This window comes from Coleofasciculus sp. (assembly GCF_046539235.1).
Taxonomy (GTDB): Bacteria; Cyanobacteriota; Cyanobacteriia; order Cyanobacteriales; family Coleofasciculaceae; genus Coleofasciculus.
Window position 1 is genome coordinate 1 of the sequence record NZ_JBKHHI010000044.1, and the last position, 25,037, is coordinate 25,037.

19 protein-coding genes and 1 pseudogene are annotated in these 25,037 nt (G+C 46.0%); 13 read left to right on the plus strand and 7 right to left on the minus strand.

Annotation, left to right across the window (positions count from 1 at the left end; translation table 11 throughout):
* Positions 1-97: 97 nt before the first annotated feature.
* Together ACLFWI_RS06220 and ACLFWI_RS06225 are read right to left on the minus strand one after the other, a co-directional pair.
* Positions 98-1,436 (minus strand): annotated as a pseudogene (locus ACLFWI_RS06220) (TRAP transporter large permease).
* Positions 1,420-1,974 (minus strand): TRAP transporter small permease subunit, encoded by a 555-nt coding sequence (locus tag ACLFWI_RS06225; RefSeq protein WP_446412208.1) that lies wholly within the window; start codon positions 1,972-1,974, stop codon positions 1,420-1,422. The pseudogene ACLFWI_RS06220 and the gene ACLFWI_RS06225 overlap by 17 nt, the downstream one beginning before the upstream one ends.
* Before the next feature lie 229 nt (positions 1,975-2,203).
* On the opposite strand from ACLFWI_RS06225, the gene ACLFWI_RS06230 reads away from it, so the two are divergent.
* The 3 genes from ACLFWI_RS06230 (at position 2,204) to ACLFWI_RS06240 (ending at position 6,063) form a co-directional block, all read left to right on the plus strand.
* Positions 2,204-2,587 (plus strand): DUF2358 domain-containing protein, encoded by a 384-nt coding sequence (locus tag ACLFWI_RS06230; protein WP_446412209.1) that lies wholly within the window; start codon positions 2,204-2,206, stop codon positions 2,585-2,587.
* A gap of 53 nt (positions 2,588-2,640) precedes the next feature.
* The gene (locus tag ACLFWI_RS06235; protein ID WP_446412210.1) at positions 2,641-3,828 is read left to right on the plus strand and encodes a TRC40/GET3/ArsA family transport-energizing ATPase; all 1,188 of its coding nucleotides are present in this window, start codon (positions 2,641-2,643) and stop codon (positions 3,826-3,828) included.
* 384 nt (positions 3,829-4,212) lie between these two features.
* Entirely contained in the window at positions 4,213-6,063 is a 1,851-nt protein-coding gene (locus tag ACLFWI_RS06240) for a DUF6798 domain-containing protein (protein WP_446412211.1), read from the plus strand.
* Positions 6,064-6,133: 70 nt separating this feature from the next.
* Here the strand turns inward: ACLFWI_RS06240 and ACLFWI_RS06245 are convergent, their stop codons facing one another.
* From ACLFWI_RS06245 to ACLFWI_RS06265, 5 genes are all read right to left on the minus strand, one after another.
* A complete protein-coding gene (locus ACLFWI_RS06245; RefSeq protein ID WP_446412212.1) occupies positions 6,134-6,388 on the minus strand; it encodes a hypothetical protein in 255 nt (84 codons plus the stop codon).
* Between the two features lie 252 nt (positions 6,389-6,640).
* The gene (gene metK / locus ACLFWI_RS06250; RefSeq protein ID WP_446412213.1) at positions 6,641-7,897 is read right to left on the minus strand and encodes a methionine adenosyltransferase; all 1,257 of its coding nucleotides are present in this window, start codon (positions 7,895-7,897) and stop codon (positions 6,641-6,643) included.
* Positions 7,898-7,991: 94 nt separating this feature from the next.
* Positions 7,992-9,371 carry an RNA-guided endonuclease InsQ/TnpB family protein gene (locus ACLFWI_RS06255; protein ID WP_446412224.1) on the minus strand — a complete coding sequence of 460 codons (1,380 nt, stop codon included), beginning with the start codon at positions 9,369-9,371 and terminating at the stop codon, positions 7,992-7,994.
* A 405-nt stretch (positions 9,372-9,776) separates the two neighbouring features.
* On the minus strand, positions 9,777-11,519 hold the full coding sequence (locus tag ACLFWI_RS06260) for a pentapeptide repeat-containing protein (protein ID WP_446412214.1): 1,743 nt from the start codon (positions 11,517-11,519) through the stop codon (positions 9,777-9,779).
* 96 nt (positions 11,520-11,615) lie between these two features.
* On the minus strand, positions 11,616-11,804 hold the full coding sequence (locus tag ACLFWI_RS06265) for a hypothetical protein (protein ID WP_446412215.1): 189 nt from the start codon (positions 11,802-11,804) through the stop codon (positions 11,616-11,618).
* Positions 11,805-11,944: 140 nt separating this feature from the next.
* Between ACLFWI_RS06265 and ACLFWI_RS06270 the strand changes: the two genes are divergently transcribed.
* The 10 genes from ACLFWI_RS06270 to ACLFWI_RS06315 form a co-directional block, all read left to right on the plus strand.
* Entirely contained in the window at positions 11,945-13,435 is a 1,491-nt protein-coding gene (locus ACLFWI_RS06270) for a GAF domain-containing sensor histidine kinase (RefSeq protein ID WP_446412216.1), read from the plus strand.
* 448 nt (positions 13,436-13,883) lie between these two features.
* Positions 13,884-15,422: a trehalose-phosphatase gene (otsB, locus tag ACLFWI_RS06275; protein WP_446412217.1), complete on the plus strand. Its 1,539-nt coding sequence runs from the start codon at positions 13,884-13,886 to the stop codon at positions 15,420-15,422.
* 4 nt (positions 15,423-15,426) lie between these two features.
* Positions 15,427-17,838 carry a glycoside hydrolase family 65 protein gene (locus ACLFWI_RS06280; protein WP_446412218.1) on the plus strand — a complete coding sequence of 804 codons (2,412 nt, stop codon included), beginning with the start codon at positions 15,427-15,429 and terminating at the stop codon, positions 17,836-17,838.
* Complete coding sequence (locus ACLFWI_RS06285) at positions 17,795-17,959, plus strand: hypothetical protein (RefSeq protein WP_446412219.1); 165 nt, start codon at positions 17,795-17,797, stop codon at positions 17,957-17,959. Before ACLFWI_RS06280 ends, ACLFWI_RS06285 begins: the two co-directional genes overlap by 44 nt.
* 282 nt (positions 17,960-18,241) lie before the next feature.
* Positions 18,242-18,910 (plus strand): phosphate signaling complex protein PhoU, encoded by a 669-nt coding sequence (phoU, locus tag ACLFWI_RS06290; protein ID WP_446412220.1) that lies wholly within the window; start codon positions 18,242-18,244, stop codon positions 18,908-18,910.
* Positions 18,911-19,372: 462 nt separating this feature from the next.
* Positions 19,373-21,583 carry a PhoX family protein gene (locus ACLFWI_RS06295; RefSeq protein WP_446412221.1) on the plus strand — a complete coding sequence of 737 codons (2,211 nt, stop codon included), beginning with the start codon at positions 19,373-19,375 and terminating at the stop codon, positions 21,581-21,583.
* 268 nt (positions 21,584-21,851) lie between these two features.
* Positions 21,852-23,690 carry an iron uptake porin gene (locus ACLFWI_RS06300; RefSeq protein WP_446412222.1) on the plus strand — a complete coding sequence of 613 codons (1,839 nt, stop codon included), beginning with the start codon at positions 21,852-21,854 and terminating at the stop codon, positions 23,688-23,690.
* A 149-nt stretch (positions 23,691-23,839) separates the two neighbouring features.
* Entirely contained in the window at positions 23,840-24,031 is a 192-nt protein-coding gene (locus ACLFWI_RS06305; RefSeq protein ID WP_446410293.1) for a hypothetical protein, read from the plus strand.
* Positions 24,024-24,365 carry a type II toxin-antitoxin system PemK/MazF family toxin gene (locus ACLFWI_RS06310; protein WP_446410294.1) on the plus strand — a complete coding sequence of 114 codons (342 nt, stop codon included), beginning with the start codon at positions 24,024-24,026 and terminating at the stop codon, positions 24,363-24,365. Before ACLFWI_RS06305 ends, ACLFWI_RS06310 begins: the two co-directional genes overlap by 8 nt.
* A gap of 172 nt (positions 24,366-24,537) precedes the next feature.
* Positions 24,538-25,037, plus strand: a 500-nt coding sequence (locus tag ACLFWI_RS06315) for an iron uptake porin (RefSeq protein WP_446412223.1), incomplete at its 3' end; no start/stop codon positions are given.

Genomic DNA, 25,037 nt, shown 5'->3' on the forward strand with positions numbered 1-25,037 from the left:
CTTGCTCGCTACATTAAGCATCTTGCTCGCTACATTAAGCATCTTGCTCGCTACATTAAGCATCTTGCTCGCTACAGTTGAGTCTTGACAACTGCTATTAGCGACTCAACGAGGGAAGAAAACTAACTAACTCCGGAAACGCGATAATTAAGACAACAATTAGCGCCTGAAGCAAAATAAAGGGAATTACCCCCCAATAAATCTCTGTCGTCTTCACCTCCGGTGGGGCGACACCCCGTAAGTAAAACAGGGCAAAGCCAAAGGGGGGTGTGAGAAAGGACGTTTGTAAATTCGCCCCCAAAATAACCCCATACCAGACAAGGTTCACATCCAAAGATTCCGCCACAGGAGCAAACAAGGGAACGATAATAAAGGCGATTTCAAAAAAGTCAATAAAAAAGCCTAAAATAAATACCGTTACCATACTCACTGCCAAAAAGCCAATCTGACCTCCGGGTAAATTGGCGAGAATATCAAACATAAACTGATCGCCATTTAACCCGCGAAAGACTAAACTAAACGCCGTAGAACCCAGTAAGATAAAAATTACCATGCTGGTAATTCGTAGCGTGGCGTCACAGGCTTGGCGCAACGATAACCAGCTTAACTGACGATTAGCCGCCGCAAGTACCATCGCACCCACACAACCCACCGCCCCGGCTTCTGTTGGTGTAGCAATACCGAAAAAGATACTGCCTAAGACTAAAAGAATTAATAATAACGGTGGGAACATGGCAAACAGAACTCGACGTCCTAAAGCTTTACCGCCAATGTTGCGAACCTCAGCAGGTAAAGCGGGTGCAGCACTAGGTTTAAGCCATGCCACAATTAATACATGTACAGCAAATGCCGCTGTCATTAATAACCCAGGAATTAAGGAACCAATAAATAAGTCCCCGACAGAAATTCCTAACTGATCCGCTAATACGACTAAAACCACACTCGGAGGAATAATTTGTCCCAATGTCCCCGATGCAGCAATTACCCCCGTTGCCAACCGTTTATCATAGCCGTAGCGCAGCATAATCGGTAAAGAAATCAGTCCCATTGCCACTACGGTTGCGGCGACAACCCCAGTAGTAGCGGCTAATAGCGTCCCCACGACAACTACGGCTAAAGCAAGTCCCCCCCCGCAGGCGCCCGAACAGAATTCCCATGGTTTCTAACAGGCGTTCAGCGATGCCAGATTTTTCCAGCATGGAACCCAAGAAAATAAAATAAGGGATTGCTAATAGGGTATAATTTCCCATGATCCCAAAAATGCGCTGGGGCATGGCAGTCAGGAAGATGGGGTCAAAGACACCCAAACTCACACCAATAATCGCAAACGCGATCGCAACTCCTCCCAGAGAGAATGCCACAGGATAGCCCAGGGACAGAAATACCAACGCCCCAGCAAACATCAAAGGACCTAACCATTCATACTCCAGCATCATGATGTTCCTCCTGGGGTGTGAGATAGCCTGTGAAAATTGCCCAGTTTTTAATCCCTTGGGAAATCCCTTGCAGAATCAGGAGGACAAAGCTGACAATAATCATGGATTTGATCGGATAGCGGGGTAATCCCCCCGGATCAGGCGACATTTCCCGAATTGCCCAGGAGTTGAGAATAGTTCCCCAAGAGAAATAAATTACCATTAAACAAAAGGGAATTAAGAATAACAGCGTACCGATTAAATCAGCTAGGGCTTTCCATTTCGGAGACCAACTTTTATGGAACACATCCACCCGCACATGTTCATCATGGCGCAGGGCGTAGGCGGCACCCAAGAGGAATACCAGGTCAAATAAGTACCATTGACCTTCGATAAAGGCATTGGAACTGAGGTTTTGACCGACGAAATAGCCAATATAGCGTCCGGCGACATTCCATGTACCGATCGCGATCATCAGTAATACTAGCCAGTAGGTTAAGCGACCAACCCATTCGTTGAAGGCATCGATGAGTCGGGAAATCTGTAATAATTGTTGCAAAGCTTACGGCTTCTCCTGAAACACCAGATGATGTATTTTACCGCCACTGTTGCCGCAAATGTAGCACTAATACCAAGTTGCATTCAAAGATATAACTTTCTCTCCCCCGGCTTCAAGAGCTCCCCCGGCTTCCAGTACGCATTGATTATGTACAACATGCCTTGAGTGCGCTAATTCAATACTTACAAATTGTAGAAGACTCAACCTAGTAACATATCAGCGATAATAAATGACAAATAGAGACATTATTGAAATCCTCAAACAGGACTATCAACGCTTCCCCGTTGACCAAACCTACAGTATCTACGCCAACGATGTTTTTTTCCAAGACCCCCTCAACCAGTTCCGGGGACTTGATCGCTACAAACAAATGCTGGGATTTATCCAAACCTGGTTCATCAATCCCCAACTCGACCTGCACGACATTTGCCAATCCGGCAATACCATCAAAACGCGCTGGACTTTAAGCTGGACAACACCCCTCCCCTGGAAACCACGAATTTCTATCCCCGGTTGGAGTGAATTACGTCTCAATGCAGATGGACTAATTTCTTCCCATATCGATTATTGGGATATCCCCCCCTGGGATGTTCTCAAGCAACTGTTTCGGTGAAAACCCGATACAGTAAATAAATGTAAAGCTTTCTCAGGTGAGCGAAATTATCTATGCGAGTAATTTTGATGACAGGCAAAGGCGGAGTCGGGAAAACCTCCGTAGCCGCCGCAACAGGTTTGCGTTGTGCCGAATTGGGTTATAAAACCTTAGTGCTGAGTACAGATCCCGCCCATTCCCTCGCAGATAGTTTCGACCTGGAACTCAGTCACGAACCCCGACTCGTCCGTCCTCACCTCTGGGGGGCGGAACTGGATGCGCTGATGGAATTGGAAGGAAACTGGGGTGCGGTGAAGCGCTATATTACCCAGGTACTGCAAGCACGGGGACTGGAAGGGGTTCAGGCGGAAGAATTAGCCATTCTTCCGGGAATGGATGAAATTTTCGGTCTGGTGCGGATGAAGCGTCACTATGACGAAGGGGAGTACGAGGTGCTAATTATCGATTCAGCACCCACGGGAACCGCCCTACGACTTCTCAGCTTACCGGAAGTTGGGGGTTGGTATATGCGCCGCTTTTATAAACCCCTGCAAAAAATGTCTGTGGCGTTGAGACCCCTGGTTGAACCCCTGTTCAAACCCATCGCGGGATTTTCGTTACCCGATAATGAGGTAATGGATGCTCCTTATGAATTCTACGAGCAAATTGAACAGCTCGAAAAAGTCCTTACCGATAACACCAAAACCTCAGTCCGGTTAATCACCAATCCCGAAAAAATGGTGATTAAAGAATCCCTCCGCGCCCACGCCTACCTCAGCTTGTACAATGTTTCTACAGATTTAGTCGTTGCCAATCGGATTATCCCAGACCAAGTAACCGACCCTTTCTTCCAACATTGGAAAGAACATCAGCAAGAATATCGCCAGGAAATTCACCAAAACTTTAGTCCGCTTCCGGTTAAAGAAGTTCCCCTCTTTGCCGAAGAGATGTGCGGACTTGAGGCGCTAGAACGACTCAAGCAAACCTTGTATGCAGACGAAGACCCAACTCAGGTTTACTACCAGGAAAACACAATTCGGGTTGTCCAAAACCAAAACGAATATAGCTTAGAACTGTATCTACCGGGTATACCGAAAGACCATATCCAATTGAATAAAACGGGGGATGAGTTAAATGTACGGATTGGCAATCACCGCCGCAATCTTGTCCTCCCCCAAGCCTTAGCTGCACTGAAACCAGCTGGTGCTAAGATTGAGGAGGATTATCTCAAGATTCGCTTTGCGGATACGGCGAAGGTTTAGAGATAAGGAGAGATAATTGGTGTACCTGACTCAGTTGTGTGTCTAATTTAATTTAATTCAAAACTCCTCTTTCTGAGGCTTTGCTACCCTCCCTGATTTTTCCGATTGCTGAATTAGGGTTTTAGTACCACTGCCGTGGAAGTTACGCATTCAGTACAGACGTTCTATCGGAACGTCTGTACCAAGTCAAAAGTCTTTTGTCATCTCACTCAATCGAGGGTCAGGTAACCATACATTGTATTAGGTAAATACATGTAAAGTGATTGCACATTTTTAGTCATTATTTTTTAAAAAAGTGCAAATCAAGCAAGCATAAAAACTTAATAAAAATACAAAAATAATCAGATTAATACACAGTAAATCAATTAATTAGAGTTTAAGAAAATGAAAAAATTATCAAAAAACGCACTACTAACAACCTGTCTATGGATATTCATTCTCTCTGCTTCACTAATAGCTTATGGTTATAAATTTCCTTCATCCAATAATCTTATAGAAGTACCTCCGGTTCTATCTTTATTAAATCCAGATTTGTACCCAAAAGATTTTTATGTTCAGGACACACTTCAGATAACACCACGATATTACTATCAATACTTAATGTATTTCACAGCAAAAGTCGGTCTAGGATTACCGCTAACCTACTTTTTATATTATCTTATATCTTTTTCTTCTTTCATATTGGGGTTGTATGCTCTTGGCAAGCGGTTCAGTGACGCCAGGTTACCAGCAACAGTATTAGCATTTTTGGGTCTAGTTGCTGTAGATGGAACTATCGGGTATGTCTCTCTATTTAGATCAGAACCTATCCCAGCAATCTTTGCCATGGGTTTGACAATATGGGGAATTTATTTTTGTTTCTGCAAACGGTGGATATTCGGCTATTTATTTTTCGGACTAGCCTGCATTATCCAGTTTCTCGTAGGAATTATTCCAGGATTATTGATGGCTCCGATGCTTTTTCTTGAGGCAAAGAGAACAAATAAACTGCCAAGTATATTATTTACTTTTCTAACTCTAGGTATTTTAGCCTGTTTAGTTTATGTACCAATGGTAGTTAGCGGGAATACTGGTACTGGAATAATTGACAATGCAGAATTTGTATACCTCTACGGACACATCCGTCAACCCCACCATATTATTCCTTCCAGTTGGCCAACGCGACTCTGGAGAAATTTGGTCTTGTTTATGGCTGGAGGTTTATTATGTATTAAAAGTTCTGAATCTCTAAGTTCAGAAGATAAATTTAATCTCGTTATCGTTATTTTTACATCATTTTTCGCAATTTTACTGGGTTACCTTTTTGTAGAAATATATCCCTTGTCTTTATTCGCCAAGCTACAGCTAGCAAGAACGACTCCCTTCGCACAGCTTATGGTACTCATCGCTATCAGCCTGTTGGTCTATGAACATTATCAACAAGGCAACAGGGCGGTTAGTTTACTGTTACTTATAACTCCAATACTGCATAATGGTGCTATACTTTTATTTTGTGTAGCTGTGGGTTTAATCATCCTAAAAGCTAAGAATTCTTTTCAATTAGTACAATCACGAAAAGTTACTTGGATAACTGTATTCGTCTTGCTACTTCTTTTTGCCTTCTATCCGCCTCCCTCTTCCCTAACAGAGGCATTAAATCGTGTATTCTGGAAATCCGCTCTTTTCTTTGTTCTTGCTTCCCCATTTATTTGGGAAGAGTTTTTTTTAGCAACCCGTCGAATTAAGATAATTACTACCTCTGCTCTAGCGTTCACCAGTTGCACATTCTTGGGTCTTGGTTTATGGGAAGTTTTGCCTGGTAATTTATCGGATTTCTTTCAAAAGAGAATTACTTTATATCAAGTTCCGGGAGATAGCTTGACCAAACTAGCTTTACGGTTTCGTCAAGAGAGTAGTCCAGATGCGCTTGTCTTATCTCCTCCTTCCTTGACAAAGTTTAGGTTCTACTCTCAGAGATCCCTGGTTTTTACATTTAATAGTTCTCCTTACACAGACAGTGGACTCCGAGAATGGGCAAATCGCATAGAGACTGTTTTAGGAGCAACAAAACCTCCACTATCCTGGCATAATGTAGATGCTCTTTTCCAAAAACGAAGTAGTTCCGAATTAGTAACTATTGCTAGGAAGTTTGATGCCAATTATATCCTTACCCGCTCAGATTGGCATGCCAATATTCCAGGTGTGGTAGTAGATAGGGAATGGAAATGGGTTCTCTATAAAATTGATAACCAATGATTCCCCACTAACCAAAAGTTCCCCTAGATGGGAGAACTTCTGACAAGCGAAGTATTCCTCTGTTGTTTAGTTAAAGGTTGGTTGGTGTTTCTGGAGCAATAACTTCAGCGTCACCTTTAATTCGAGCCTGCTGTTCAGTCATTAAATCGCTGACTTGATCAATTTCGATACCCATACCCTCACAGGCTTTCTTGAGTTCCGCTGTAAAGGTTGAGATATCGTCTCCGTAGCCACAGAGTTTAGCGGCTGTTGCGGGTCCCTGCTTGGCGTTCGCTTTAGCACAATCAACTAAATCAGTGCCTTTGAGCGGATTTGAAGCTGCCATACTTTAACTTGTCCTTCTTTTGTTTAATTCTCACTCTCAACCTAGTTGAAACCTGGCGAAGATGCATCTATCAATAGATGGAAATCTTCGCTGATATAGAGTTTAAAATCAACATAATTCGCGATAATTCCCGCCCCCACCAAGTAGGGTGGGGTTCATGAATCTGCACTTTTGGCAAAGGACATAAGACAAATGACGAGATTCATCCAGAACCCCGACTGCTTGAAGAAGTCAGGGTTCTAATTAATCGGCTTACACGGTGGCTAATGATGGTTTGAGGGCTTCTTTAAGTAGTTCCGCTTTATCCGTATGTTCCCAAGGCAAATCCAAATTAGGACGTCCAAAATGACCATAAGCCGCGACATCTTGATAGAAGCGACCCCCTCTTAATTTAGGGAGTTCCAGCAGATTAAAGGCTTGAATAATCCCGGCTGGACGCAGTTCAAAATGCTGTTGTACCAGTTCTAGTAATTTTTCTTCTTCAACTTTACCTGTACCAAAGGTTTCCACCATAATACTGACAGGACGGGCAACACCAATGGCGTAACTGAGTTGAACTTCGCACTTTTCGGCTAAACCTGCTGCCACAATGTTTTTGGCAACATAACGACAAGCATAGGCTGCCGAACGGTCTACCTTGGTGGGGTCTTTGCCCGAAAATGCCCCGCCGCCGTGACGGGAATAGCCACCGTAGGTATCAATAATGATTTTACGCCCGGTGAGACCTGAATCCCCTTGGGGTCCACCAATCACAAATTTCCCGGTGGGGTTGACTAAGAAACGGGTATTATTGTCTGGCTTAATCTCAATATCTCCAAACGCGGGTTCGACCACTGCTGACCAGAGATCCTCTTTAATTTTATCTCGGACAGCCGCTTCGCTGGAAATCTCACCAATGGTGGCGGTGTGTTGGGTGGAGATTAAGATGGTATCAATACCGATGGGTTTGCCGTCTTCGTAGAGTACCGTAACTTGGGTTTTGCCATCGGGACGCAGGTAAGGCAACTGTCCTGACTTACGGACAGCGGTTAACTGCCGTGACAAGCGATGTGCCAGACTCAGGGGCATAGGCATAAGTTCTGGGGTTTCGTTGCAGGCAAAACCAAACATCAACCCTTGATCCCCAGCACCAATCGCATCGAGTTCATCGTCACTCAACTTGTCTCGCGTTTCCTGGGCGGTGGTGACACCTTGGGAAATATCGGGAGATTGTTCATCCAGGGCGACTAAGACCGAACAGCTATTGGCGGAGAAGCCGTTATCTGCGTCGGTATAGCCGATTTCGGCAATTTTTTTGCGGGCTATATCAACGTAGTTTACATTGGCTTTGGAGGTAATTTCACCTGTAATCAAGACCAATCCGGTATTAACTACCACTTCTGCGGCAACACGGCTGCGGTTGTCTTGAGTGAGTAGAGCATCTAAGATCGTATCGGAAATCTGATCACAGATTTTATCGGGATGACCTTCTGTAACTGATTCGGACGTAAATAGGTAACGACGAGGCAATGGACTAATCTCCTTAAGAAACGGCAGCTACACTGAATTAAGGGTTTAGGTTGACATCTCCACTCCTTAAAAGAGAGTGGATTCTGAGTTGATGCTACGCGACAGCTTGAAAGACTGTCGCTTCACATTTCTCACGATATGATCGTTTTAGCTTAGAAAACAAGTCATACCGTTTTGGCAGTGTCAAGCTGCCTCTACCCACCTTGGCTAGATTTAACCCTAGCTGTGTGGCTACTTTTCTGAGTATATTCCCCGCCCCATTGCAATCAGCGTTAACTAGCTGATTGCCAGATGCTTTATACAGTCCACGTTTCACTCTTTTCCCCGATGGTGTCCACCTTTGGGGTTTCTCACCGTGTTTCGGTAACGAATCACCATCTAAGAATGATGCTTGGCTGGTATATGCTTCTTCTGTCAGGGTCAACACAATCCCATACTCTGTACAAAGCTGTTTGAGGCGTTCAATTAACCTCCCCGTGGGAATGGGCATAAAGTTTTGGTTTCCCCGTTTCCCAATCTGGGAACCGTTTTTTTGTCCCTCATTCCAGCCGATAACCAGATTACCAATGCCGTCAACCAAACACCGATTAACGATAAATCTAGCTGCCTTGTTAATGGCATCCCTCATCTGGTTATTTCGCTTACGTTGCACTCGGTCTAAATTGGTATCCCAGTAAAATTCGGACTTGCCATGCTTATACTTGGCAACTAAGCGGCAATACCCTTGATTCATCGACTTGAGCTTACGCCCGTCAATGATCAGACTTTCCCCGTGGGTTGATACTCCGGTTAACCAATTAGTGCCACCGTGGTCAAATCCCCAGGCGTGAGAGTAATCCAAGTTAGGGTTGACCTTGATGGGTTCCTTCCCGTCATCTATTACCCAATCAATCCAAAGCTCACCTAAGCAAGGACGAATCGTTACCTCTTTAACCCAATCTGAGTCAATAAACTCTGGCAATGGTAACTCAATCTGAGTGATTAGTTCAGGCTTAGTTTCTCGGCTAATGGACGGGCTAAAACACCCATCTTTGTAAGTTAGAGCCTGCCTGGGAAAAGTTACCGCAGCCAAGCCACCTTTCTTTCTGTAGCCAGGTAACGATGGGCGGTTAACCTCCCCCTGGTAATAGGCGTCAACCAAGCTGTTGTAGCTTTTGATTGATTCACCTACAGACTTTAATGTTTGCTGTGCAGCTTGGGCGGCTAACGCTTTGTAATGTGGGTTAAGTTTAAGCGCCTTATCTAACTCTGGGTAAGTTGTACGACATTTGTACAGCTTCCACCCACAACGCAACTCATCACCCCGCCAATAGACAGAAAAAGCGTTAGATTGCTCCTCTCTCCACTGATAATGAGTCTGCCTGGTGTGATAAATTGCACAATTAATTAAGCTATTAGCATTCTGGCATTGGTCTAGATGGTACGCTTTCTCTTCATCAGTAAACTTGGCTTTAATTGGAATGGTTCTATACAGTTTAATCACCCCCTTTATTATTTCCTATAAAATAGGAATCTGCACAAGGAAAGCCACAGGAAACGCAAGGTTAAAACCTTGTCGAGGCTTTCATCCCCCGGTTAAAACACGGGGGTTCTCAGCCTCGGTTTTGATAGTTCCTGAGGGTTGTAGCTTGTTATCATACACGATACAGAGAGGGGATTACCCACTGATCACAGAACTTTAACAGAATTTGCTCTATTCTCCATCCAGAACTGTTGAATGTTAAAAAAACTTTACCGCCTCTCTCACCTAAGACTGATCATTCTTATACTGAAAATTCGCTTATTTGTCAAGTGTTAGTTAAGCTTTTCCTTAGACAAACGCTTTTTTTTCCGGTTTTGGCAACAAGCCCTAATTCGTAATTAAGTCAGGGATGGTTGTCTAAGGGGGCTGGACTTGAGACAGGATAAGAGCGATCGCGCTATGCATAGCTTGTCCGGTTAAAGACAGACGAGCCGCTTGATCCGCCGTTTTTTCCCATGCCAATAACTGGGCTTGAAATAAGGGATCGCGTTTCGCCCGCCTGAGCATGGCTTGACGAATGATTTTCTGCACAATATCTTGGGTGGGAATATTCTGTTGATGTAAAAAATCCAACAGTCGCTGTATACCTTCGGCGCATTTGTCAGGCGGCTGAGATAGAATAATTTGTTGGATTTGATGAATAACTTCTTTATAGATCCGGCGGCGATTATTGGCTAAAACTTGAGTTGGATTGGGTGAGGTAGCAGAATTTAACGACGAGTTGACTTGGCAGGCTCCCGATTTGTCTATCTCTAGCAATTGCCAAATTCTGTGACGGTGATGGGCAAAACGCTGGTACATTTGAGGATAAAGTTGTAGGATGCGTTGACTCACCGCTTGAGGATTGACTTCTGTTTTTGCCGATAGGTGAAGAATATAGTGATCGAATTGTTTACTCAAGGCTTTCAGCGACAGTTTTAGATCAGGATATTCCTGTTCCACTTGGGCGAGGGTAAATACCAATACTTCTCTATTTGGCATCTCCGAGAAAGGAACCTCGATTAAGAGCAAATCAGTTGTTTTCTCTTGACTCAGTTGTCCCGGTATCAAATCACCTGTAGGCGGATAGCGTTTACTTGGGGTTTTCGTTTCCCAATTAAACTGAGTAAATAGGTAACGACAATTGACCTTGGTAAAATCTACCTCTTCTAAATGCCAGTTGTGGATACAGCAGCCAGTGAGTTGGGCTTGCTCTAGTTGGGGGCGAATTAAATAGCTGCCAATCAAATAGACATCGGTTAAATTTGCCTCGGTTAAAATCGTTTCGTTTAAATAAGCCCCACTTAAATCAGCCTGTCGTAAATCCGCCCCTTGCAGATTAGCCGCCGTCAAATTCGTCTGTAAACAATAGACATTCTGTAGAACCGTGTGTCGCAAATTAGCGCCAACGAAGCTAGCTCTGAGTAAATACGCCCCCATCAGATTTGCCCGACTCAAATTTACGCGATCGCCTGTGACTTCACTGAGATCGGCATCGGTTAAAATAGCTCGATAGAACTCCGCCTGAGTCAGATTGGCACAGCGCAAACAAGCCTGACGCAGATTCGCTGCGGTTAATGTCGCACCGACTAATATCGCGTCTCGTAAATTGGCTCTCTCTAATAGAACTTCCCCCAGGTTGGCTGTGGTAAGATTGGCAGCAATGAGACTGGCGTGGCAGAGATTAGCCGCCATTAACTGCGTGCTAATCAGCTGAGTTTTATCCAGGGTAGCCCCGGTAAGATTACTATAATTCAACTGGGCTGCCTGGAGATTCGCACCACTCAAGTTACAATAGGGGGCTTCTACCCAATTTAAGTTGGCTTGGCAAAGACTAGCGAATTGCCCATCCACCTTACTGAGATTGGCACGGGTCAAGATGGCTTGGTTCAGATTACTGTGCTGAAGGATGGCGTTATGTAAATCTGCCTGATGCAGACAAGCACCACTGAGATTCGCATAGTCAAGGGACGCCCAACTGAGGTTAGCATTCGTCAGGTTAGCCCCACTTAAGTTAATCGTCCGCAAATCTGCCCCCTTCAGGTTAACACCACTCAGGTCAACCTGGGCAAAATTACGGTCTCCTTGGCGGTAATGAGTGAGAAAGTTCTGGACTTGCATTATTTCCAGTTTGGGATTTTAAGGGGATTGGGGAATTGTAGAGACGTGCCATGGCGCGTCTTTCCGGGGCGGGTTTCACTACTATCGTTTCTTCTCTCACCCAGATGCAACTTTATCCTTCGCTTCTTGGTTTTGAGTTAACTCCCCCATCTCCCTCATCTGCCTGGATGGGCGCAAGGATGGTGCCCCTACAGCACCCCCATCTGCCTTAGCTTCCCCTGCTCCTCCCCTCCTGTGCCATGGTACCTGGAGTTCCCAGACGTGCCATGGTAGGAGACGTGCCATGGCACGTCTCTACATGCTTTTACAAATTATGTTGGTTTTTCTACCTCACCGGGGAACCTTATGTATGAAGCGTAACATTATGGGTTGGCTTAGATACGTTGAATTTGTCTATTTCTAGAGTCTATCGGCAAAGGGGAGTTATGGCAGAGCTGGAAACGAGATTTTGTTGTCATCTCAATGGTTTGAACTCAACCGCACAAGACCAAAAACGGCTTGCTACTCTCAAGGAACTTGGTTTACTCGAAACCGAAGGAGTATCCGTTTTCGAGGAAGCGACTCAGACGGCGGTGCGATTTTTAGAGGTTCCTATTGGTTGGTTAGGTTTCGTCACAGATGATCAACTCCTGATTCAATCAGCCATTGGTTTATCGAGAGTGGGTTTAATGAATCCCCTTGCTCAATCTCGTAAATTGCTGCGTCAGGAAAGTTTCTGTACTTATGTGGTAGAGAGTCAGCAGGTTTTAGCAATTCATGATACGGCAAGTAATCCAGTTTTTGCCCAAAGTTTGCTCGTGGGTTACTACGGTATTCGCGCTTATTTGGGAGCGCCTTTATTCACCGCTGATGGATTGTGCTTGGGTACGTTGGCGGTTATGGATTTAGTTCCGCGCTCTTTTACCCCTAGAGATATTCAGTTTTTGGCAATGACCGCCCGATGGTGTCTGAGTGAATTTGAGCGAAATTATCAGTTGCGATCGCACGCCCCGATTCTACCTGATTTTCCTCAGGCGAGTGAATCCCTAACCCCCAATCAATCCAATTTTCCTCAGGGTATGGTTAGCGAATTCTCTGCCCCTTTCTCTTCAACTCACTCAATTAAGCTGCAACTGCTCACACATCTAACCCAAGAACTGCGAACTCCATTAACCTCAATTATGGGCATGGCAAGTGTTCTCAATCGCCAAATTTATGGTGAACTCACTGACAAACAGAAAGAATATTTAGAAATTATCCATCAAAGTGGTCAACATCTAGTCTCCCTGGTTGAGGAAATTATGGCTCTGGATGTGTTCGATGAAATTAATAATCCACCCGATCTGAATTTGAGTCCGGTCGATATTGAAATGCTGTGTCAAAAGGCAATTCATTCTCTGGTTGAAACCGCAGAGCAAAATCAGCAACAAATTCGTTTGACGGTAGAACCGGGAACTCGGCTGTGGTTACTTGATAAGGACAAAGTGCAGCAAATGCTGTACTACGTTATCTTGAGTGTGATTTATTCAGCAGAAGCAGGAGGAGAAATTCGGCTTCATGTTTCTCGCAAAATTGATCGGCTCAATATAGCGGTTTGGGTGTCTCATCCGTGGCTAGGAGAGGGTGTTCCCACAGTCTATGAGGAATTAACTGATGTATCCTTAATCGGGCGAGAAAGCCAGAAGCACAAGCAAAACGGTGAGGCGGCTTCCCCTGTTTTCTCGACATGGGAAACGCCCATTATGTCCAGTGTCTCAATGTCCAAAACCTTGATGGTGAATGGGAAGGAAATGCTGCTGAAAACAGAGTCTCGTGAAAGTTTGGGCTTATTTCTCAGTTGTCATTTAGCCGAACTCCACCACGGAAAACTGTCGGTACAGGGTTTGTCAGAATCTGGCGATCGGTATGTTATCAGTTTGCCGAAGTTAGAGCCGTAGTTACTCAATGGTGAGGAACACAGATTGACACAGACAAGGAAATAATCCCCCCACAAGTTAATCATTTTTTGATCGGGGACTAATCATCTTTCCATCCTTGGGCAAGCGAGAACTAACGCCTCTGTGAAATCTGTGTAACTAACCTCTCTCTCCTGACCGCTAACCTTCCTCTTGACTCAGAGAAATCAGTGTTACTCCGCTTTGGGTTGAATGTGTCGTCTCAACTCCAGGGATGAAGTAAAATCTGAATCAAGATACAAGATTTTTGTGCCAACTCATGGTAATGCGTCTTGACCAAGTAAATTCCTCTAAAGACTGAGGCGATACCATTTAATCCCCAGTAAGCTAACCAATAGACAAGGATGACTCCTGGACAGTTTGGTCGTGCAATCGTCCGAGACGACTCCGGAGGTATCGCGCCAAGTGGTGAACGACTATCAGCTAAGTTATGAGCGAAAACCAGTATAAAGCGGTCATTTTAGATCTCGATGGCGTCATTACCCAGACGGCGCGTTTACACGCCCAGGCTTGGAAGCAGATGTTTGATGATTATCTGCACCAACGTTGCCAACATCAGGGAGACGATTATACGCCGTTTGATATTGATGCGGATTACCATGAATACGTGGATGGTAAGCCCCGTTACGATGGGGTAAAAAGTTTCTTAGCCTCCCGTGGGATTGAATTGCCCCAAGGAAGTCCTGATGATTCGAGTGATCAAGAAACCATCTGTGGGTTGGGAAACCGCAAGAATCAGCTTTTTCTAGATGTAATGCAAAAGGAAGGCGTGGAAACCTATCCTGATACAATAGAGCAGATTCATCACTGGCGAGAACAGGGTCTCAAAACTGCTGTTATATCCTCCAGTCGCAACTGCGAAGCCATCTTGGATACAGCAGGGATCAAACACCTGTTTGATACGAAGGTTGATGGTGTTGATTCTCAACGACTGAACCTTAACGGTAAACCCGCACCCGATATCTTTTTACAAGCCGCCCGTGAACTGGCTGTGGAACCGGAAAATGCGATCGCGGTGGAAGATGCGATATCTGGGGTGAAAGCAGCAAAGGCGGGACAGTTTGGTTTAGTTGTCGGTGTGGTGCGCGATCGCGGTGGTGAAGCGTTACGCCAACATGGTGCGGATGTCGTGGTTCGAGATTTGCGCGATATCTCGGTTAAGCCAGAGAAAACCGCTCAATCCCTACCTTCTGCCCTAGAACAAATTAGCGCCATTGAGAATCGGCTGCGCGATCGCCAATTGGCGTTATTTACAGATTATGATGGTACGCTGACGCCGATTGTACAACGCCCCGAAGCCGCTACCCTGTCTCAGGACATGCGATCGCTACTCCTACAGTTATCCGATCAGGTAATTGTGGCGGTAATTAGTGGACGGGATTTGGCGGATGTGCAGAACATGGTGGGTATCGATAAACTCTACTATGCCGGTAGCCACGGCTTTGATGTCGCCGGGGGTGGTATCCAAATGCAGCAACAGCAAGCCCAAGCCAGTCTCCCGGAACTAGATGAGGCGGAAAACCAGTTAAGAGAACAACTCAAACCCATTCCTGGGGCGAAAGTGGAACGGAAACGGTTTGCGATCGCACTTCATTATCGAGAAGTGGCTGAGTCAGATATAGAACGGATTCAAGCCATTGTTGATCAGGTGGTTCACCACCATCCACAGTTACGCCAAAGCCGGGGAAAAAAGATATTTGAACTACAGCCAGATGTACCCTGGGATAAAGGACGTGCTGTCTGCTGGTTGCTGGATCAACTTGACATAAACACACCGGATGTGCTGCCGATGTATTTAGGCGACGATACCACCGACGAAGATGCCTTCCAAGCGCTGCGCGATCGCGGGATTGGTATTCGTGTGGGTATGCCAGACGAACCAACCCAGGCTGATTATTATCTGCGAAACCCCGACGAGGTGAAGCAGTTTTTCCAAGCATTACTGAAAACACTCAACGAAAGGAATTAGAATCGTGGCTGAACGAACAACGCACGATTGGCAACTAATCTACCCCAATTGGGAACCAGAACAACAGGGATTGCGGGAAGCACTCTGTACCTTGGGAAATGGCTACATTGCCACACGCGGCGCGTTCGAGGAGGTGAATGCCGGGGGTCCTCATTATCCCGGTACTTACTTAGCCGGCGGGTATAATCGATTGGAAACGAATATAGCGGGTCGTGTTCTGGAAAACGAAGATCTGGTCAATTTTCCCAATTGGCTTTCCCTGAACTTTCGCCCCCAAGACGGCGACTGGTTCGATATCGATGCGGTTGACGTATTAGATTTTTCCTATTGTTTAGATGTAAAGTGTGGTGTGCTGGAACGACAAGTGCGGTTCCGTGACGCCAACGAACGCGAGTTTACGCTCACCAGCCGCCGGATTGTGCATCAAGAAAATCCCCATTTAGCCGCGATTGAGTGGCGGCTAGTTGCCCATAATTGGTCAGGAGAAATCGAGATTCGTTCTGCACTCGATGGGACTGTATCTAATCAGAATGTCGAGCGTTACCGACAGCTTAATAGTAAGCATTTGGACATCCTGGAGACTGGCTATGACGGTGAAGACGCTATTTTTCTAAGTGTTTGCACCAATCAGTCTCATATCCGCATGACCCAAGCCGCGCGAACCCAAGTCTTCGAGGGTGATGTGGTGGTGCCAACTCAGCGAGAGCGTCGGGATGAGAATGGACGGATTGCCCAGCACTTATTTGTGCCATGTCAGCAACAGAAGGAACTGCGGGTTGAGAAGATTGTCGCGATTTATACATCCAGGGACTTTGCCATCAGCGAACCTGGAGTAGAAGCCCGGAAGACTGTGCGCCGAGCGTCAGGCTTTGCGGATTTATGGCGATCGCACCAGCTCAAATGGCGTCATCTCTGGAGTATTGCTGATATTAACCTGGAAAACAGTGATATCGAAACCCAGTTTATTTTGCGGTTACATATCTTCCATCTGCTACAATCCACCTCAACGAATACCATTGATCGGGATGTGGGCGTACCATCGCGAGGATGGCATGGGGAAGCCTATCGCGGACATATCCTCTGGGATGAGTTATTCATTTTTCCTTTCCTGAATCTGCGCCTACCGGAATTGACCCGTTCCCTGCTAATGTACCGTTACCGCCGCCTCACCGAAGCGCGGCATTTAGCCTGTACAGCCGGGTACAAGGGCGCAATGTTTCCCTGGCAAAGTGGTAGTGATGGACGTGAGGAAAGCCAAGTCTTGCACCTGAATCCTCGTTCTGGACGTTGGATTCCGGATAACTCCAATCTGCAACGTCACGTCAATGCGGCAATTGCCTATAACGTTTGGCGGTACTACCAAGCGACGAATGATATGGAGTTTCTCTCCTATTACGGCGCAGAACTATTGCTAGAACTCGCCCGATTTTGGGCAAGTATTACCATGTATAACGCCGATCGCGATCGCTATGAGATTCGTGGTATCATGGGTCCTGATGAATTCCACACCCATTATCCCGATACGGATACGCCAGGATTAAATAATAACGCTTATACAAACGTGATGACGGCATGGATACTACGTTGTGCCAGTGGCGTGTTACAGTTGCTCGACGAAAAGCGCCGCGAAGAGTTGACCGAGGTTCTGGGCATCGGGGACGAAGAACTGGTTCGCTGGGAGGAAATCAGTCGCAAGATGTTTGTGCCGTTCCACGAGGAAGGAATTATTAGCCAGTTTGAGGGGTATGAGAACCTCAAGGAATTTGACTGGGAGGGTTATCGAGAAAAATACGGTGACATCCAGCGCCTTGATCGCATTTTAGAGGCGGAGGATGACGATGCTAATTGTTACAAAGCCAGCAAGCAGGCTGATGTACTGATGTTGTTCTATCTGTTCTCGTCGGAGACGTTGCAGGATCTGTTTGAATATATGGGCTACCCCTTCGATGCGGAAACAATTCCCCGCAATATCAACTATTACATGCAGCGCACCTCCCATGGTTCCACGCTCAGCCGGATGGTGCATTCCTGGGTATTGTCCAGATCTGACCGCGAAAAAGCGTGGAAATTCTTTACCGAAGCTCTCCATAGCGATATTGATGACGTTCAGGGAGGTACAACACCTGAAGGCATCCACTTAGGGGCGATGGCGGGAACGGTGGATCTGATGCAACGGTGTTATACAGGGTTGGATATTCGCGATCAGGTATTGTGGTTTAATCCGTCCCTACCCCGAGAACTATCCGATATACGTCTACGATTGCGCTATCGAGGACATTGGTTATCACTGCGGTTTACGGATGAAAAGATAACCGTTTCTTTTGATCGCGGCTGGTCTCAGCCTGTCTGCGTTGGCTTCCAGGGTGAGGTGTATGAAATGGTACAAGGAGAGACAAGGGAGTTTAAATTGGCTTGAGGGAGATGGGGAAGATAGGGGAGATGGGGGAGATGGGGAAGCAGGGGAAGCAGGGGAAGCAGGGGAAGCAGGGGAAGCAGGGGAAGAGGATTACCCATCAACAATGAACCATGAACCATGAACAATGAACCATGAACCATCAACCATGAACCATCAACCATGAACCACCCCCCACTTGCCAGCCGATAGTTTACTACAATTTAACCTTGATCTGCTATCAATAGAAGTAGACGTAATTGACCCCGTACAGGGGAGATGTCTTAAAGCATTAAGCAATTGGGTAGAAATTGTACCGCTTTCTACTTACCACTTTCCGTATCAGTAAATTTAGTTAGGAGGTGTGGCTTTCCTCCCAGACCATACCACAGTATGCAGGAGGTATCCAGCCACAAATTAGAATGAGGTGAGTCTATCTTCTGCAAACCGCCCTTGCGATCGCAATCACTTTAAACGCGCCCTTAACCGCTTAGAACAGGATGTGCTGCGGATGGGTGCATTGGTGGAAAATTCCTTCCGCCTCGGTCATCAAGCTCTATTTTACCAAAATCTGGAAGCAATCCAGGAAATTACCTCAGTTGAGAAACGAATTGATCGCTACTACCGCCACATAGAAATAGAGTGTGCCTCTCTCCTCACACTTCAATCGCCAGTAGCACAAGATCTCCGCCTGGTTAGTGCCTTTATGCAATTAATCCGAGATTTGGAACGTATTGGCGATTATGCTGAGGATTTAACGGAAATTTCGGTAAAACTATTCGCTTACCCACCTCATCCTTGTATACCCCAAATTGAAGAAATGTCCCACCATGCTCAAGCAATGTTAGCATCGAGTTTGGCATCATTAGCTGATTTGGATGCAACGGCAGGACAAGCGGTTAAAGTATTAGATGATAAAGTAGATGATGCCTACGATAATCTTTATCAAACATTAGCCTATCAGCGAGATATTCCAGGTGTAGTTGAGCCAATTGTACTCTTGGTCTTGGCAATTCGCCATATCGAGCGTATGGCTGACCATGCAACCAACATTGGTCAACGAGTAACCTATATTGTTACAGGTCATCGTTCCTAGAGAAGAAAGCAGGAGGCAAAAGATTGTAGGGGCAGGTTTAGGAACTGTAGGGGCGGGTTTAGGAACTGTAGGGGGGTTAGGAACTGTAGGGGCGGGTTTAGGAACTAGCGCTAGCTTTTTACTAATAACGGAACAACAAAACCCGCCCCGCCTCACCGATAACTGCATAACAAAACCCGCCCCGCCTCACCGATAACGGAACAACAAAACCCGCCCCACCTCACCGATAACGGAACAACAAAACCCGCCCCGCCTCACCGATAACGGAACAACAAAACCCGCCCCGCCTCACCGATAACGGAACAACAAAACCCGCCCTTGTTCATCGTTATTAGAAGCAACTTAACCCAAAGATTACCGTAACCTTACCATTTTTTAACCTGCACACTATAGGATATCATTGCATCGTATATAGGATATTCCTCTCACAAAACCCAAATCTGAAAGGGAGAAGGGTGAGCTATGGCTCTCAAACGTCGTGATTTTTTGCTATTTCTGGGAGCTAGTGCCGGAACGGTAGCACTGGGTTCTTGTAGTACTCCGGCTCAGAATGGTTCTGGTTCATTAACCCAAATTAACCCGAATACAGGTAATCTGAGTTTTAAACCCGTCAAGGGTCCTCTGCCTTTAGAAAGCGATCGCGTGCCATCGACGAAACAAGTGGAAGCCTACAGCCGTTATGAGGTGGTAGATGATTTGGTACTGCCAGACGGCTTTACTTACGATGTGATTGGTGCTTGGGGAGATCAGGTAGGGGATTCTCGCTTTGGCTATAACAATGATTATTTATCCTTTATTGAAACAGGTCAGGATGAGGGATACCTGACCATTAATTTTGAATATATCAGCGGTGGCACTTGGATGCAAACCTATTCTCAGGTCATCGGTGAGTCATTGCCATTTGCAGAGGTTAAAGCCGTTGCGGTGAAGAGTGATGGTAAGATTAATGCCTTTGCTTTGCCCGATGCTGATCCGCTAAAAGCCAAAATTCGCCAGATTTCGCAAGCGGGTTTGATTGATCAGGGATTGGGTGTGATTTCAATTCGTCGAACCGCCGATGGAACATGGACTAGAACCAATTCTCGTGCAGATAGACGGATTACCGGGATATCCGGATTAGAAGACGATCGCTATCTTAAAGCCACAGGTCCGGCTGTGGCAGTTTTCCAGAAGACTCAAGGACAAGGGTATAGTGATGGCTTAGGCGATCGCATTATTGGTACAATCCAAAATTGTGCAGGTGGAACCACGCCTTGGGGAACGGTATTCAGTGCAGAGGAAAATTTTCAAGACCAAGTACCAGAACCAGTTTACGCTGATGGGACATCCTTTGACCCCGCCGCGCTGCCGTTTATTATTAATGATTATTTTGTCGATGGGCGAGGTAATGTTTTGGGCTTAGCTGGGAATAAATATGGGTGGATGGTGGAAGTTGATCCGGCTGATGCCAATGATTACGGCACAAAGCACACTTGGTTAGGTCGATTCCGTCATGAAGCCGTGGCGTTTAAGGTTGTATCCGGCAAACCCTTAGCGGTATATTCGGGATGCGATCGTCGAGGGGGTCATTTATATAAGTTTGTGAGTAAAGACAGGGTTAGTGATCCAACCGATAAAGCCAATTCCCGTTTAATGACCGAGGGAATGCTGTATGCGGCGATATTTGCACCCGATGGCACCGGACGCTGGATCGCCTTAACACCGAGTACCCCAGTTAACCCCGTGTTACCCAGTACCGTAGAAGGTGGCTTAGTCCCCTTACCCAAACGTCCCCAGGGGGGAATTTTTGAGGTGACAACCGATGCAGAAGCCTTGGCGTTTAAGCAGCAGTTTGCCACACTAGGGGATCTATACGAAGGGAATGATATCGAAAAACAGGGAGCGATTTTAATCGACGCCCATTTTGCCGCCAATGCAGTCGGTGCAACCACCACCGCCCGTCCCGAAGATACAGATATGGCGGCGGATGGTTCTGTGTATATCGCTTTTACTTCAGGTAGTCCAGGTGGAGATGGTGGACCTGACAAGCGCGTCTTCCAAGGACCCAAAGGCGAAACTCCCTGGGAATATGGTTGGATTCTGCGTCTGGTGGAAGACCAAGATGACCCAGCCGCGATGACCTTTCGCTGGGAATCCTTTGCTATGGGTGGCGAACCGGCTGAAGGGGGCGCTGGATTTTCCAATCCCGATAATCTAGAATTTGACAACAATGGCAATGTGTGGATGGTGACAGATATGTCTACCTCTAAGCACAATCAACCCTTGACCAGTCGTGTCAATGACCAAGGTGAATCCTTAAGTCAAACTGATAGGCTGGGAATTTTTGGCAACAATTCGATCTGGTGTATGCCTACCTCTGGAACAATGGCGGGGAATGCTTATCTATTTGGCATTGGACCGATGGAATGTGAAACCACCGGACCCTTTTTTAGTTCCGATCAAAAAACCCTATTCCTTGCCATACAACATCCAGGAGAACGATACGGTATTCGTCAGCATAACCGGGCTGAAACTCGTAAGTTTGTGATAAAAACCCTCGATGGGGAAGAATTCCAGCAAGAACGTTATGTTCCTTTAGGGTCTAACTGGCCCGATAAAGGTACAACCGATCCACCCAAGCCAGCCGTCGTCGCAATTCGGCGATTAGATAACCAACCAATTACCATGGCATAAAATAATCTTAATAAAGATGTAATATGCTATATCTCTATATTTCTACATGTAAGGATTTAGATAAATAATTCTAATCTTTTCGTGGTATCCAGCTCAACAGCTTTGATTTAGAATCTATTTCTTAGAGGATAAAAATGTGTAACAGTTAAACCGTACTTTTAGTGATATGGTTTGAGTAAATGCCAAAAAGCTATTGCTCATTCAGTCCAATTGGTTTACAGTTTATTCGTTTACAGTTTTGGCATGGAAGTAGGTGTGAGGATTGTTCATGATTATGTCAACTCTATTCTGGAAAACGGTAAAGTTAAGTCCTGTCCTGTTATTTGCCTCTTTATTCTTGGCTAGTGGTGCATCGGCGGCTGAGTCCAATTCCGATCAGACGGCTGAAGGTTGGTCTACAGCGGCAATGAATTTAGACGCTGAACCGGCAGCCTCAATCAGTTCCACGTTGAATGATGGTGCAACGCTGAGTGAACCCATTCCGGCAACGGATACGTCTCAACCCGCTGTAACCGTTAGTCCCAGGTTTGAACTCGCCGACAGTACCTTCCCTGAACCTGTTCCGGCGGCTGGAACTACCTCGGTTGAATCAAATCAAGAGGTACTACAGCAAATCCAGCGCTATGGCAACGAAGGATCTACCTCTCTTGACCAAGTAACCAGCGTGGGTCAGTTGCGAGATGTTTCCCCAGGGGACTGGGCGTTTGAAGCGCTGCGTAGTTTAGTTGAACGCTATGGCTGTATTGCCGGGTATCCGGATGGTACTTATCGGGGTAATCGCGCCTTGACTCGTTACGAATTTGCTGCTGGTTTGAATGCCTGTTTGAACCAAATTGAGCGTTTGATTGGCACAGGGGGGTTTGACGAGACTGAATTAGAAACCCTGCGGCGGTTAATTCAGGAATTTGAAGCAGAATTGGCAACTTTGGGGGCGCGGGTGGATAACCTGGAAGGGCGCGTGGCGTTCTTAGAGGACAATCAGTTTTCCACGACGACCAAGTTGAGAGGGGAAGTCATCTTTGGCTTAGCTGATACCTTCGGTGATACGATTGACGGTGGGGATGATGACACCAATACCGTCTTGGGTGATCGGGTGCGTCTGAACTTTGAAACCAGCTTTACGGGGCGCGATCGCTTGCGTACTCGTTTGGAAGCCATAAACATGGCTGAATTTAATAGCGGTGTTACTGGGACTAACATGACCCGCTTGGGGTTTGATGGAGAAGAAGAAAATGACATTGCTATTGATGAACTGTGGTATCGCTTTCCCTTGGGTGACAACCTCCTTGTCCAAATTGATGCGGCTAACGGTGAGTTTCAGGACACCATTATCGATGTAGTTAACCCTTTCTTTGACAGTAGCGGTAGTGGTTCTATATCCCGCTTTGGGCGCTTCAATCCGATTTATCGGACAGGAAGCGGTGCTGGTGGAACCTTAACCTATGGGTTGGGAAATGTATTAGAGTTGTCAGCGAGTTACTTTGCTGACGAAGGAGCAGATCCAGGTGAGGACAGGGGACTTTTTAACGGTACTTACGCTGCCCTCGGTCAGATAACATTCAAGCCGACTGAAAATATTACCGTGGCTGGAACTTATGTGCGTTCTTACTACCGGGGAAAAGACTTCAATGATGACGAAGGGAATGTGAATATCACTGGGACTACAGGTAGCCTTTTGGCACGCCGACCTTTTACCAATGATGTAGCAACTTCAGCCGATTCTTTCGGGATACAAGCGAATGCAACATTGGGTCGGTTTTCTGTTGGCGGTTGGGTTGGATATCAAGACGCTGAAGCCAAATCGGGTGCTAACGAAGGATCTGACGCTGATATTTGGAACTGGGCAGTTAACTTGGCTTTGCTAGACTTAGGCGGTGAGGGGAATAAGCTGGGTGTTGTATTCGGTATGCCACCTAAGGTGACCGATAACGATATTGGTGGTCGTGAAGATGACGACACTTCCTATCATCTCGAAGCCTTCTACCGCTATCAACTGACGGACAATATCGCGATTACTCCTGGCGCTTTTGTCATCTTCAACCCAGAACATAACGATGGCAATGATGACATCTGGGTAGGGACTATCCGCACTGTCTTCAGTTTCTAAGCCTGTCTTGGCTGTCGTTGCCAAATTGAATCATCTGGTGTAGGGGTACAGCAATGCTGTACCCCTCTTAATCTGCACCTTGATTAATAAACGCGATCGCTTGCGTAATTGCCTATGCTAAGGTCTAAATATATGCTGGATTAAAGCTCATGACTGCATCAACTCAAAAGATTCTTCAGACCTTTGATCAGTTGCCTGATTCAGAGCAACTTGAGATTGCCGTAGAAATCTTGAAGCGGCTCGTCCATTTTGACTTTCCACCATTGACAGATGAAGATTTTGTCTTCAATGCTGAAGAATTGTTCTTGACACTAGACCAACAAGAAGCAGAGTATGAGTAGTCCTGATCGTGGCGAAGTCTGGCTTGTTGATCTGGGCTATGTCGCCAAAGTTAGACCATGCTTAGTAGTCAGCATTCCTACTCTCAACCAAGATCGTGGGCTAGTTACTCTAGTCCCTCACACTACAAGTCCCAGAAATTCCCGTTTTGAGGTAAATATCAAAGCCAGATTCCTGAAACCAGGAGTCTTCGATGTGCAGAGCATCATCACAATTCCTCGCGCCAAGCTACTGAGAAAACTGGGTGAATTAAACTTAGAGCAGTTAGGACAAGTCGAAGAGGCGTTGCTATTCTGGTTAGGGTTTGAGACAAAAACGTCTGATGACGAGGCATAGCATAGTTAGCGTTAACGCCCGTTTTAGATAAGAATGAGCCAATAAGCATTTTAGCATTTTAAGTTTATTAGGTGTGAGGAGATTGTATTGATGAAATCAACCCTAGTCGGGAAGATGCTGAAACTCAGTCCAACTCTACTCGGACTGTCTTTATTCGCCGTCAGCCACGCTGATGCGGGGGTTTGACGAGACAGAGTTAGAAACCCTGCGGCGGTTAATTCAGGAATTTGAAGCAGAATTGGCAACTTTAGGCGCACGAGTGGATAACCTAGAAGGGCGTGTGGCATTCTTAGAAGACAATCAATTTTCCACCACCACCAAACTGAAAGGGGAAGTTATTTTTAACCTAGGTGGCGCATTTAGTGATGAAGACTTAAGGATTGATGGTGAAGACGACGATGACGATGGTGACGTTGATGAGTTTGGTGATAACCTTACATTTAGTCACCGGACTCGTTTAAACTTTGACACCAGCTTCATGGGAGAAGACCGCCTAAGAGTTCGCTTAGAAGCCGGAAATATCCCTGAATTCGATGAAGCGACTGGTACAGAAATGGCTCGCTTGGGATATGAATCAGCGACAGATAACAATGTGATTATTGATGACTTGATCTATGAATTTCCCTTGGGCGATAAAATCATGATTGCCATTGGTGCTAATGACTTTGATTT